The sequence below is a fragment of the Streptomyces sp. NBC_01478 genome (assembly GCF_036227225.1).
Classification (GTDB): domain Bacteria; phylum Actinomycetota; class Actinomycetes; order Streptomycetales; family Streptomycetaceae; genus Streptomyces.
Map to the genome: position 1 here is coordinate 10,631,634 of NZ_CP109444.1, position 12,915 is coordinate 10,644,548.

Sequence of the window (12,915 nt, forward strand, 5' to 3'; positions counted from 1 at the left end):
CCATCACCACTGACGTGCAGAGCGAAGATGACGCTCCCTCTGAACGGCTGGCGCCCAAGTTCCGGTCCTCCACATCACGCTGCCCACCACCGGTGAGCGCAGACGGTGTCGGGATCAGGCGTGACAGTTGAAGGCACCACGAACTGGGCGCAAGTCACGATCGCGGTACCGATGCCGTCCCCCGTCGGTTCATCGGTGCCGTCCGCGCGGGCTCCGGAGAGGAAATCCCCCGCCCTCCGGGGCCCGCGCCTCTGCAAAGGCGCCTGTTCGAGCTGGGGGTGTAGTCATTCGCCGGGTCTGTTCGGCGTTGGCTGCGCAGTTTGGGGAGCAGGTGGCGACAACGCATGCCTACCTCTGGTGGACGCCCGCGCGGTAACGATGACGTCTCTCCAGAACCACCCGGAGCGGGACCGGCTGACCAGCGCCATCGGCCGCACCGGCGCTCGCCGGCCGTCGCAGACGTGTCACCCGCGTCCGCCGCAGCACCCGGACCTCCAGCGCAGTCCGTAGCAGTCCGCAGCCTCCTCCACTTTCGCCACATGTCCGCAGGAGTTGGATCATCTTGGCTACTTTGCTCTACAGGGTCGGCCGCTTAGCCGCCCGGCGACGAGGTCTCACCGTCCTGTTGTGGATCCTGGTTCTGGGCGGGGTCGGATTTGCCGCGTCGTCCGCACCGCCCCCTCCCACCGACACTTTTTCCATGCCAGGTACCGAGTCCCAGAAGGCCCTCGACCTGCTGAAGGAGAAGTTTCCGGCCGCAAGTGCCGACGGCGCCTCGGCCCGGGTCGTGGTCCGCGTGCCGGCGAACGAGAAGATCTCGGATCCCAGGCCGAAGAAGAACGTGGCCACTCTTGTCGCCGAGCTGGCGAAGGCCCCACAGGTCGTTGCGACGTCCGATCCGTTCACAACGGGCGCCGTCAGCAAGGACGGCACGTCGGCCTACACGATCGTCACGTACAAGGTTGCCGCCCTGAAGATCTCCGACGACGCGCACAACGCCCTGAAGAAGGCGGCCGACGACGCTCGCGCGAACGGGCTCGTGGTCGAGATGGGCGGCGACGCGGTCCCCGTGAAGCAGGCGACGAGCGGCACGTACGAAAGCATTGGCATCGGTGTCGCCGCCCTCATTCTCCTGACGACCTTCGGTTCGCTGGTAGCGGCGGGCATGCCGCTGCTCACCGCCGCTGTTGGGGTCGGCATCGGCGTCTCCGCGATCGGCGCCCTGGGCAGCACGCTTGGCCTGTCCTCGACCACCACCACCCTGGCCCTGATGATCGGCCTGGCCGTGGGGATCGACTATGCCCTGTTCGTCATCTCTCGCTATCGCGCCGAGATGGCCGAGGGCCGGGAGCGGGTGGAGGCCGCCGGCCGGGCGGTGGGCACTGCGGGCTCCGCCGTGGTCTTCGCGGGCCTTACGGTCATCGTCGCCCTCGCCGGGCTTGCTGTCGTCAACGTCCCGATCCTTACGAAGATGGGCTTGGCGGCGGCGGGAACCGTCGCGATCGCCGTTCTGGTTGCCGTCACCCTCGTGCCTGCACTGCTCGGCTTCGCCCCGTTCAAGGTGCTGCGCCGCAGGGACCGTAAGCGGATCGCGGGCAAGCCGCTGTCCGGGCGTCAGCGTCGCAAGGCCGCGAAAGAGGCCGCCCGGCAGCGGCCGAATCTGGGTGCTCGGTGGGCGGCCTTCGTCCTGCGCCGTCCCGTCGTCGTCCTACTGTTCGGGGTGCTCAGCCTCGGAGTCGTCGCCGTTCCCGCGACCCGGCTGGAGCTCGGCCTGCCCAGCGAAGGCACCATGGCCCCCGATACCACCCAGCGCAAGGCGTACGACATGTTGTCGGAGTCCTTCGGCCCCGGCTTCAACGGGCCTCTGATGGTTGCCATCGAGGCCCACGACGCCAAGTCCGTGGGGAAGGCTGTTGTCGCCAAGCTGTCCGGCGAGCCCGGCGTCGCCCAGGTGGGCGCGGTGACCCCGAACAAGGCGGGCGATACCGCGATCGTCAACGTCGTACCGGACAAGGGGCCTGCGGACGACCAGACGAAACAGCTGGTCAAGAACCTGCGTGGCGACCTCGCCCCGGTCGGGCGTGCCCATGACGCCGAGGTCTTGGTGAGCGGGCAGACAGCCATGTTCATCGACTTCTCCAACACCCTCACTGACGCGTTGCTGCCCTACCTCGCCCTCGTGGTCGGTCTCGCCTTCCTGTTGCTGATCCTTGTCTTCAGGTCGCTCATCGTGCCGTTGAAGGCAGCTCTCGGATTCCTATTGTCGGTGTCCGCGGCGCTCGGCGCCCTTGTAGCGATCTTCCAGTGGGGCTGGCTCGCCGACATCGTGGGGGTCGACCAGCCGGGTCCGATCATCAGCACGCTGCCGATCATCATGATCGGTGTTGTCTTCGGCCTTGCCATGGACTACGAGGTCTTCCTGGTAACCCGGATGCGTGAGGCCTACGTCCATGGGGAGTCGACTCGCCAGGCGGTCGTCACCGGCTTCCGGCACGGTGGCCGCGTGGTCGCTGCGGCCGCACTCATCATGACCAGCGTCTTCTCCGGCTTCATCGTGCAGGACAACGTCTTCGTGCGGATGATCGGCCTCGGCCTCGCCCTGGCGGTCCTCTTCGATGCTTTCGTCGTCCGCATGGCTGTTATCCCGGCGCTCTTCGCCCTCCTCGGCGACCGCGCGTGGTGGCTGCCGAAGTGGCTCGACCGGATATTGCCCGACATGGATGTGGAAGGCGAGAGGCTGTCGCGCCGACCTGTGGTCCAGCGCGGCCCGCGGCCACTGCGCGAACCCAAGTACACCCGCTGACGTGTGCCATGGGGGCCGGTTCCGAGCGTGCAACCGGCCCCACAATCGGTGAGAAGTCGTGCGCCGCGTGGCTACCGCGCCTGTTGCGCCGTGGTGCGGCACGACGTCGAGGTGAACCCGTACAGGCGCCGAAAGGTGTATGCGGCGGAGACGAGGGCCATGTGGTGGTACCAGCCGAGGAACGAGCGTCCCTCGAAGTCCAACAGCCCGAAGTCCTGCTCCATGGAACCGACCACGGCCATCGTCTCGTTCTGCAGCGCGGCGATCGAAGTGACCTCCGCGACAGGCTGATGGGCGAGGCTGGTGAGCCACAGTGGGCCCGGCACACGGTTGGGGCCCTGTTCGGTGAAGAGCCGGTAGAGGGGGCCGGGCGAGCGCCCATGGGGGTTGTCCGGCAGATGGACGAGCGACGTCTGGATGGGTGTGATGCGCTGCTGCCCGTCCGTGGGGGAGACGACAGCCGTCTCTGCCCCTTGCGAGAGGATCAGGGTCCTTGCGCTTACGGGAGCTATGGCGCTCTCGCCGGCGTGCAGCACCGCCAGGTGGGGTGGCACCGTGACGACGAAGTCCCTGCGACGCTTGGCGAGTCCGTGCAGCAGGTACCCCACGTCGGGTTCGTCGCTCATGTCGACGAGGACGACGGAGGACGTGGAGTTCGTGCGGGCCGACAGCCGGTCGACGAGCCCGAGTACGTGCGCCCACAATGGCCGGTACTGCTCGGAGTCCGGTATGCGTGCCTCACGGCGCCGTCTGGGGTCCTGCGTCCAGGTCGTCGGCAAGTACAGGCACCAGTCGACGGGAACCTGAGCGGTTCCTACGCACAGGAAGGAGCCCAGTCCCAGTTGGCAGTTGAGCGTACGGGCCGAAGGCAGATCGAAGTAGCGGTGGACACCCACCGATCGGTCACCGCGCTTCGGCAGGACGGCCCGACCGATGGACCAGACGGGGGCCGGTCGATGGTCCGTCACCAACTGTGTGAGTTCCCCCATGACTTCGTCGAAGTCCCATGGACTGAGGCTGACGAACTGCCGTAGAGACTGCACGGCGGACGGGTCGCGGGAGACTGCGGTGGCGAGCCGGCGTACAGACTTCTTTCCCGACGTGACGAGCAGCCCTCTCAGATAGGTGTGCGCCCAGTTGCGTTGATCAATTCGACGTAAGCTCTTGAAGATCTTCCGACTGTAATGGTCCAGGGTTAATTCGGAACCGTTGGCGTAAGTCGCGTCTTGTGAAGTCGGTGAGGTGTCTGATTGGACAGTGTTCATGCCGCAATAACTCCCCCGATGTTACTGAGCGTTGGGGGGAGTCTAGGGGGTGTGCCAGTGTGGCGCCACTCTCTGGAGTTGTCTGATTGGTTCTGGCGTCTTGAATGGCATGTAGTCCTGGGGAGTGATGAGGCGAGGAAGTGGCTGGATTCGGCTCATACCTTCTGGGTCGGCCTTCATCACTCCTTGGGAGGGTGCCTGCCCGTGATTGTCGGCCGTAGGGCTCGGACCCTGCGGTCACAAGGCTATGACCTGCAAGAACGTGAGACCTGTCTCTCCTGATGAGGAGGATTGGGGGTGGACTCGGGGCGGGCTGTGATGGGTTGCGGCTGCCTCCTCTAGGTGTTGTAGGCTCTGCGTGCGTACTCAAATCACGCCATTCGGCAAACTCGGCCGCTAAGATTTCATTAAGAGGTTCGAACTCTGCAAAGTAGTGTTCGATGGCGCCAAGATCCTTGAAGTTGGCATCGTTGTCGGGATTTACTCGGGGCCGCGGCGGTTGGTCATCTCGACCTTGGCAGGGAACCGTGCAACAGCTGGTTCAAGCAGGTCGCCCGTAGGTATCTGCGGGCGATGGTCACCGCGCTGGGCATGTATGTGCAAAGAAGGGGGGTGAACGCTTTCTGCATTCGATGGAGAGCCACCGCGAACCCGACCGGTTTATACGCGCGTTACCACGGAGGCGTGATGACGAAACAGGTCGACGACTACAGAGAATCCAAGGCGCTCAAATTCGGCAATACCGAAGAGCGCATGCCGAAAACCCGCAGGGCCGGCGGGGTGGAATCACGGTGCGATCAGGTACTCACAACGAAGGTAGGGCTGCATATACCCGTAGGGCTCGCCTTCGAGGAGTGGGAACGCGCCGGGCGTCAGCTCTCCGGGCTGCTCAACTCGTCGTCCTGGTGGCTCGGGGACTGGCTCATCTACGGTAAGGACCAATACGCCGACCGCTATGAACGCGGCATCCGTGCGGCCGGCCTTCAGTATCAGACGTTGCGCAACTATGCCTGGGTTTCCCGGCGGTTCGAACTACACCGGCGGCGGTCGGCGCTCAGCTTCCAGCACCACGCCGAACTGGCTTCGTTGCCCGTTGATGAGCAGGAGGCCTGGCTCGATCGTGCCGAGCGGATGAAATGGAACACCAAGCAACTGCGCAACGCCATCCGGGCCGAACGCGAGGGTGCCTCGGAGCAGACGAACGCCGTGGCGGCGACACGTCGGCTCGCCGTGCCCGACAGCAGGCTCCAATGGTGGCACAAGGCGGCGGCCCATTCCGGCACCGAGCTGGAAGAGTGGGTGACGGCCACGCTCGACGCCGCCGCCAGTCAGGTGTTGATGGAGGCCGACCAGCATCTGCCTCTCGATTGACCGACCATCGGCCTGTACGACGGTCACGTCGGAGGCTGGCGGACGTGACCGTCCGGCGCGGTGAACGTTGCGGGGTTCGCACAGCAAGGGGTGCGGACCCCGCGCCATGGAAAATACTGTTACGGCAGGCGGTCCATGAGATCCGCCGTCTGTGCGTGCCGGGTGCACCCGCGCCCGGCGAACGACTGCGCCACCCGCTCGCGAACCTCGGGGCGCTGTTCCTGGCTGAGCTTGAACATTCCCTCGGCCTTGGTCACCCGGACACGGAAAGCTCCCACGCCCGGCACTATCTTCCGGAAATAGTCGATGGATTCACGCATGTCCCAGCTGTCGCCGAATTCCTTCTCGAACGCTCGTACCGTCGCCTGTACGACGCCCAGTGTCTCCTCTGTCGACTCGACCTTTTCTACCTCTCCGCGCACGTGCACCGAGGTGAAATTCCAGGTAGGGGCAGCCGGAGTAATTCCGTAAACAGTGGGGGAGACGTAAGCGTGCGGTCCGGTGAATGTCAGCAGGATCATCGACCCGGTGTCCAGTGCCGCCCAGTGCGGATTGGCCCGGTTCATGTGACCCAGCAAAGGCATCCCGGACAAGTCCGCGGCGGGTAGTCCCTCCCATCGAGGGTCGGTTATGACCGGAAGATGGGTGGCGATTGGTCCGTCGCCGAGAGTTCCGTTGCTGGCCATCAGCGCCAGAGGGTTTCCGCGCATCAGGTCGACCATCCATGAAACGTCCGGTTCCCGGTAGTGGTTGGGGACGAACATGCGGCACTCACCCTTCGTGGTGTGACGGGAACAGGAACTTTGCGACGTTGAGTCCGCGAGACGCTGCAATGACGCTGTGAAGGTTCGGCTATTCGACGAAACCGTATTACTGTCCTGTCGGCAGGACAACCGGGCTCTCCAGCATGGCCTACGGTCGTCGTTGAAGCAATGAAAGGGAAGGCCGACACCTGCGAAAAATGCATCAGAAGCCGAAAGATGGATGCCGAATGCACTGATTAAAATTTTCGGCCGGTTTCCACGCGACAGTCAGTACATTCGTTGGAGGCTCAGGTCCGCCCTCGGGGAATTCAGAGCAAGCGCTTACTGACCTTGGACTCGGGTTGTCCTTGGTGTGAGTGATGGTTTTCGGTGAGGCATCCGTCGAATGTGATGGGGCGGTGCTGGAAAGTCGCCTGCGCCGTAGCAGCGACCAAGATGGCCTCGGCCAGATGGAGATCCGGTGGGTAGGGCTCGTAACACGATCATGATCGGTGTTTCTTCAGGCATCTCCAGCCGATGAGTGCGCAGGCGAGGGATACGAATGCGTCGTGCAATTCGGTGCGGCGTTCCCAGCGGAGGGCGAGGCGTTCGATGTGGTGGAGCAGGGCGAAGCTCTGCTCCACGACGTAGCGGAGTTTGCCCAGGCCCTGCATGTTCGGTGCTCCTCTGCGGGGAATGACGGCAGGATCCGGCGCTTGCCCAGTTGGCGGCGGTTGGCCTTGGAGTCGTAGCCCTTGTCGCCGAGCAGGGCGTCGGGGCGACTGCATGGTCTGCCGGGGATGCCGTCGACGAGGGCGAGGGTCTGGGTGATGTCGTTGACGTTGGCTGCGGTGGTGATGACTTTGAGTTAGGAGCCGCGTCCACCACAGATCAGGTGGTGTTTGCTGCCCGTTTTCCGCCGGTTGACCAGCGACGGACCGGTGTCGGGGCCCCCTTTTTCGCGCGGATGTGGGAGCCATCCACGCACGCTCTCGACCAGTCGAGCTCGCCGGCGGCGTTTAGTTCAGCGAGCAGGATGCGGAGCAACTGGTCGAAGACATCGGCCTGCTGCCATCGCTCAAGCCTGCGCCAGCAGGTCTGCCCGGAGCCGAATTCCAGTTCCAGGGGCAGGAGTTGCCAGGCCATGTCGTTGTAGAGGACATACAGGACGCCCTGCAGGCAGAGCTGGTTCGCCACCGGCCGCGGCCCCGGCGACCGCTCCGGCCAGGGTGGCAGTAGGGGTCCGACCAGGACACATCAACAAGATCGTGCTACGAGCTCATAGAGGCGAATCAGGGGAGTGGGGAATGGTCATACGCAAGAGATCAAGGACCGGCATGGTCGGTCTGGCGGTACTCATGTTGACGGTCACCGCTTTCACGGGTTCAGCGCAGGCGTCGCGGGACGCGGCCTTCACGGCGGTTGAGCATCCTGCGACCCAGGGCGCGATGGACGCGGCTGTGAGGGCGGGCGTCCCCGGTATCACCGCGGAAGCACGTGACGTCGAGGGAGGCTGGAAGTCGGCGTCGGGTGTGGGGGACCTGAGGACGGGTGTGCCGCGGGGTAGCAACGACCGGTTCCGCGTCAGCAGTATCAGCGATACGTTTGTGGCGACGGTCCTGCTTCAGATGGAGGCGGAGAAGCGGCTCGACCTTGATGATGCCGTGGCACGTCACCTGCCCGGCCTGTTGTCGGGTTTTGGCAATTACGGCAGCGAGATCACCGTGCGGCAGCTTCTCAACCACACCAGTGGTCTGTTCGACTACCTCGCCGACCCGACGTACGCAGAGACGTACCTGGAGGGAGAGGGCTACCTCCGGCACCGCTTCGATACCCTGACGCCGGAGCAACGCGTGAAGGTGGCGCTGTCCCACGTGCCGTTGTTCGCACCTGGTGCCAGGCACTCGTTCTCCACGACCAACGATGTCCTGGCGGCGCTGATCGTCGAGAAGGTCGCCGCCAGGTCGTATGAGGACGAGGTGCGTGACCGTATCCTCGAACCTCTGGGGCTCAGGGCGACCTCTTTTCCCGGGAACAAAGTCCGTCTGCCGCGGCCGGCTAGCCGCAGTTATTCCAGGCTTTTCGCCTCGCAGCCGGATCGGATCGACGATGTCACCGAGGTGAACGGATCACAGAACTGGGGCAGCGGCGACATCATCTCCAGTGCGGCGGATCTGAACCGGTTCTACGCGGCCCTGATGCGAGGGAAGCTGCTGCCGCCGCGGCAGTTGAAGGAGATGAAGACGACCATCGACAACCCTGATTTCCCGGGCGCGTCCTATGGCCTCGGCATCGAACGGTTTCAGCTGAGCTGCGGCACCACGCTCTGGTATCACGACGGGGGCATGGTGGGGTGGCTGACACTGGCCGCCACTACAGAGGACGGCCGTCACCAACTCACGCTCGACTACAACGCGAACTGGGGGGCGGAGACCATCCTGCCCATCGTGAGCGCCGAGTTCTGTCCCTCGCCTTCCTGATCCGGGCTGGCGACTGGACCCCAAGGCGACAGTTCTTGAGGAGCTCTTACTGTGCGACTCTGAAGCTCCTATAGATCGTCAAGTGGCTGGAGATGTTGATGGTGCGCTGGTGAGGTGGTGGTAGACCTCTCGCGCGACGAAGCGCTTGGGGCACCTGAAGATGTCTCTCGTCTTGAGCCCTTCGAGGGTGCGTCGTGCGACGTAGTCGCGGGTGCGTGGGTCGTGACGCATGCGGACCAGGACGATGGTGTGCAGCGCGCGGTTGGCCTGGCGGTCGCCGCCGCGGTTGAGTCGATGGCGATCCGTGCGGCCCGAGGATGCCGGCACGGGTGCAGCCGCACATAGATGGGCGAAGGGCGCCTCCGAGGCGAGCCTGTCGGGGTTGTCCCCAGCGGTGACCAGCAACTGCCCGGCGGTTTCGGTCCCGACGCCTGGTAGCGCGAGCAAGCCGGGTGCGGTGTGGGTGATCAGGGCGCGCAACTCGGCGTCCGCGTCCGCGATCTCTTGGCTCAGGTGCTGGTATCGCTTGGCCAGGCGTTTGAGCGCGAGTTTGACGACGGCGGCCGGGGTGGTCAGATCGGAACCGGGTCGGCTGGCGGCCAGACGCCGTATCAGCTCGGTGGTGGTCAGCGAGCGCAGGGCTTCGCGAGTCGCCGCGGGCGCGGTGATGATCAGTGATTTGAGCTGGTTGATGGTCTGGGTGCGGGCCTTGATAGCGCTGGCGCGTACCACGCGGAGTGTGCGGATTGCCTCGACCGTGCCGTCGCGGTCCTTCGGGGTGCCGTTGGCACGGCCGGAGAGCACTGCGGTAGCGGCCGCGTAGGCGTCGATGGGGTCGGATTTGCCTGCGGCGCGGCGAGCTCGACGATCGGGTCGGTCCACTTCGACCAGGGTCATCTCGTTGGCACGCAGATACCGGGCCAGTTCGGCACCGAAGGATCCGGTGCCCTCCATGCCAACCATCAGCACCCGGCCGTGCGAGCGCAGCCACGCCAGGAGGCGCCGATAGCCTTCAGGTGTGGTGGGGAATGCCTCGGTGGCCAGGCGCCGGCCGATGGTGTCGATGACGGCAGCCTGGTGGACGTCGGTGTGGGTGTCGATCCCGCCGATCACTTCGATGGGCTGTGGCATGGCGGCCGGGTTGGTCTTCCGTGCGCGGTCGTGTGGGCTCGCGCGTACCGGCTCGGCGGAAGGACACAACTGTGATGGGACCGCCTCGGTCAAGCTCCTATGAGGTCACGATCGCCGAGCCGGTACGCGCAGTGACACCGCTCGGCAGGTCGACGATTCAGAGTGAGGACAGCCGGAGCGTCAATCGGGGATTGGGTCAGACCCACGAGCGGTGCCTCCCGCATCCTCACAGTCGGGGATCTTGGTTGAGGGGTCACTTTCCTTGACGCCACCACAAGGGGCGGGGGAAGCCATGCGACACAAGGAATTGCTGAAACGCTGTCGGTCGGCGAGGGCGGTAGGTCGCGTTCTGGGGATCCTGTTCGATAAGGCGTTCGATGTTCACGGCGATCGCGGTCAGGACGTGCTGGACGTGAGTCTTGGGAAGGCCGTGGTAACGGCAGCGGCGCGCCCGGTGGCCATGGGCCAACTCGGCGATTGTGCCTTCGACTCCGGAGCGCACGGCGTAGAGCCGGCGCCAGGCGGGGTCCTGCTGGTCGGCGCGGTCCCAGGAGTGGATCGAGCCCCAGTCGTGTCCGACCAGGTGCACCGGGCGGTCGGGGCTCACGGCGTCGAGAACCGCCTCCAGGTCGGCTTCCAGGCGGGACATCCGGTAGGCGCGCAGACCTCTGGGCCGGTGGGAGGCACCGGCTCCCCGCACGTCGAAGGCGGTGACGTGGAATTGGTCGGCCAGGCGCTCGGCGACCGGGCGCCACACGGCGCTGGTGTCCGGATAGCCGTGGACCAGCACCACCGCAGGAGCCGTGGACGCTCCCCATTGGTAGGCGGCCAACTCCACGCCGTCCCCTGCGATCCGACGGGCGGCCGGGCCGGTCATCGGCCACCACCGGCAGGGGCCAACTCGCCGTAGTCCAGACCGCCGTGGAAGAAGCTGGGCCGCACCGGCCAGTGCCGCTTGAAGGGGGCCAGCTCCGAGGAGGGCAGGATCTGCAGCCAGCGCGGATCGCGCCGGCTGAGGTCGGCGAGGGTCTTCTCCTTGACCATGGAGTCGTACTGGTCGAGAGAGTCCTCTTCAGTCCTGGCGGATGGTGATCGTCGTCCAGAGTCCGACGTGTATGTGGTCGCCGTCCTTCAACGGCGCCGGCACGTAGGGGGAGATGGGGTCCTCGGCGCCGTTCACCGTGGTGCCGTTGGTGGAGCCCTTGTCGATGAGGGACCAGGTGGAGTCGGGTTGCTGGACGAGGAGGGCGTGTTCGTGAGAGACGCCTGGGTCTTCGGGGGCACTGTCGAGGTCGATGAAAGGAGGCTCGCCCGTGGACTGGTGGCGACGGCCGATCGTGATCACGGTGCGGGTGAGGGGGATGTGGAGGTCGGGGGAGTAGGTGGGGACGTACAGTCCCTGGTCCTCGGGCTCGCTGTGCGCCATCACCCTGGCGAAGTAGTCGTGGTCGACGCGGACCGTGGCGGTCCAGGTCGGTGAGCCGGTGGGACCTTCCGCGCGACGAGAGGGCTGCAAGAGAGATGACTGGGGGACGGAGACGGCGCCGGCCCGGGTGACGAAGTTGTAGCGGCATCCCTCGCAGAACTGGGCGAGATCCTCGCGGGGCGTACCGCAGTTGGGGCAGAGTTCGGCGGCGGAGGGCGCCGGGGCGGAGGACATGCGGTGGCCGCACACCTCGCACCAGTCGTCGGTCTCGGACTGGTGGCCCTTCGGGCAAGTCGGCATCTCGTTCTTTCCCTCTCTGCTCCTCTGCGTGTGGAGAGCGCTATTTCTTGACCCGTACGGTTTTCGTCGAGCGTGTTTCCAGGGTCATTTCGTCCGCGTTGGCCACCCGCGCCTTGAGCCGCACGGTGCCGCTCGCGGCGTCGACGACATCGACCACCTTGGCCAGCAGCTTCGAGGTGTCCTCGTTGCCGGACGCGCTGGCCAGCTGGACGGCGCGACCCAGCTTGGCGGTCGCGGAGTCGAAGTCGCCCTGCTTGCGGGCTTCCAGGCCCTCCTGGATGACCTGGGCGAGTTCGGCCTGGCCGGTGTAGTGGGCGACTTGGGGGTTGATGCGGGTGGAGGCGGCCATGTCGTCGGTCCAGCAGGCACGTACGAGGGCCTGGGCGACCGGCTGAGTCGTGCCGTCCGGCTGCGGGATCACGAGAGAGATCCGGGCGGCCAGCATTTCCTCGCCGACCTCGCTGCGGGGGACCTGGATACAGACGTGGTAGTCGCGGGACTCGTCGCCCCAGGAGCCGGTGGGGTAGTCACCGGCGCGGGGGCCGGCTTCGGTGCTGCGGAGGGTCAGGTCCTCGACCGTGGGGGCGACCTGCTTGACCCACTTGACCTTGGAGCCCTGTGGGGTCCACACGCGCAGCGCGACGTCGGCGACGCCCTTGCCCATCGCGTTCTCCATCATCTGCCGGAAGTCGTCGGCCAGGCCGGAGGGGTCGGCGACGATGTCCACGGAGCCGAGCAACGCCGAGGCCACTTCGGTGAGTTCCTTGACCTCCCAGTCCGTGCCGACGCCTCGGGCGTCGCAGGTGAAGCGTCCGGCGCAGGCGTTGAGTACGGCCCGTAGCGCCCCGGGCTCCTCGTGCTCGTTGCGGCCGTCGGTGAGCAGGATGCCGTGGCGTATCGGGACGTCGACCGTGGCGAGCAGCTCGTCGGCGAGCCACAGCCAGCTGCCGATCGCGGTGCCACCGTCCGCGGCGAGCTTGCCCACGGCCTGCTTGGCCTGGTGGCGGGTGGCGGGATCGGCCACGGCCAGTTGGCCGTCGGCGGGATAGACCTCGTAGGCCGCGTGGGTGCCGGCGATCACGGCGAAGGCGACGCCGTCGCGGATGGTGTCGATCGCTGCGGCGGTCGCGTCGCGGGCGTTCTGCATCTTGGTCGGCGGGTTGTCCATCGAACCGGAGCAGTCGACCATGATGACAACGGCCGCGTCCGGAGCGGGTATTCGGGTCGGGTCTGCAGTTCCCAGCGGCAGGCCGCCGAGAGTACCGCCGCCGGTCGCGGTCACGGTGACGATCGCGTTGACTTCACGGCCGCCCTCCGGCAAGTACTCGTTCTGGTAGATGTCGACGGCGAACTGCGGCACGTCCGACTTGGAGAAGACAGCCATCGATTGCGCTCC

At 65.8% G+C, this 12,915-nt stretch carries 10 protein-coding genes and 1 pseudogene; 3 read left to right on the top strand and 8 right to left on the bottom strand.

Going from position 1 to position 12,915, the window contains the following annotated elements; translation table 11 throughout:
• Window positions 1-562: 562 nt before the first annotated feature.
• Entirely contained in the window at window positions 563-2,803 is a 2,241-nt protein-coding gene (locus OG223_RS47200) for an MMPL family transporter (protein ID WP_329263215.1), read from the top strand.
• A gap of 71 nt (window positions 2,804-2,874) precedes the next feature.
• Here the strand turns inward: OG223_RS47200 and OG223_RS47205 are convergent, their stop codons facing one another.
• A complete protein-coding gene (locus tag OG223_RS47205) occupies window positions 2,875-4,068 on the bottom strand; it encodes an IS701 family transposase (RefSeq protein WP_329263217.1) in 1,194 nt (397 codons plus the stop codon).
• Between the two features lie 687 nt (window positions 4,069-4,755).
• Here OG223_RS47205 and OG223_RS47210 point away from each other — a divergent pair.
• Window positions 4,756-5,439 (top strand): LmbU family transcriptional regulator, encoded by a 684-nt coding sequence (locus tag OG223_RS47210; RefSeq protein WP_329263219.1) that lies wholly within the window; start codon window positions 4,756-4,758, stop codon window positions 5,437-5,439.
• Window positions 5,440-5,558: 119 nt separating this feature from the next.
• On the opposite strand, the gene OG223_RS47215 is transcribed toward OG223_RS47210, so the two are convergent.
• Window positions 5,559-6,203: an FMN-binding negative transcriptional regulator gene (locus OG223_RS47215; RefSeq protein ID WP_329263221.1), complete on the bottom strand. Its 645-nt coding sequence runs from the start codon at window positions 6,201-6,203 to the stop codon at window positions 5,559-5,561.
• 482 nt (window positions 6,204-6,685) lie between these two features.
• A pseudogene (locus OG223_RS54055) lies at window positions 6,686-7,433 on the bottom strand (IS5 family transposase).
• A gap of 56 nt (window positions 7,434-7,489) precedes the next feature.
• Between OG223_RS54055 and OG223_RS47230 the strand changes: the two are divergent.
• A complete protein-coding gene (locus tag OG223_RS47230) occupies window positions 7,490-8,662 on the top strand; it encodes a serine hydrolase domain-containing protein (protein ID WP_329263225.1) in 1,173 nt (390 codons plus the stop codon).
• Between the two features lie 78 nt (window positions 8,663-8,740).
• On the opposite strand, the gene OG223_RS47235 is transcribed toward OG223_RS47230, so the two are convergent.
• From OG223_RS47235 to OG223_RS47255, 5 genes are all read right to left on the bottom strand, one after another.
• Window positions 8,741-9,793: an IS110 family transposase gene (locus OG223_RS47235; RefSeq protein WP_329263227.1), complete on the bottom strand. Its 1,053-nt coding sequence runs from the start codon at window positions 9,791-9,793 to the stop codon at window positions 8,741-8,743.
• Window positions 9,794-10,046: 253 nt separating this feature from the next.
• Window positions 10,047-10,670 (bottom strand): alpha/beta fold hydrolase, encoded by a 624-nt coding sequence (locus tag OG223_RS47240; RefSeq protein WP_329263229.1) that lies wholly within the window; start codon window positions 10,668-10,670, stop codon window positions 10,047-10,049.
• Window positions 10,667-10,837: a hypothetical protein gene (locus OG223_RS47245; RefSeq protein ID WP_329263231.1), complete on the bottom strand. Its 171-nt coding sequence runs from the start codon at window positions 10,835-10,837 to the stop codon at window positions 10,667-10,669. The genes OG223_RS47240 and OG223_RS47245 overlap by 4 nt, the downstream gene beginning before the upstream one ends.
• A gap of 28 nt (window positions 10,838-10,865) precedes the next feature.
• Window positions 10,866-11,519, bottom strand: coding sequence for an FHA domain-containing protein (locus OG223_RS47250; RefSeq protein ID WP_329263233.1), 654 nt, complete (start codon window positions 11,517-11,519; stop codon window positions 10,866-10,868).
• 40 nt (window positions 11,520-11,559) lie between these two features.
• Complete coding sequence (locus OG223_RS47255; RefSeq protein WP_329263235.1) at window positions 11,560-12,903, bottom strand: vWA domain-containing protein; 1,344 nt, start codon at window positions 12,901-12,903, stop codon at window positions 11,560-11,562.
• Between the last annotated feature and the right edge of the window lie 12 nt (window positions 12,904-12,915).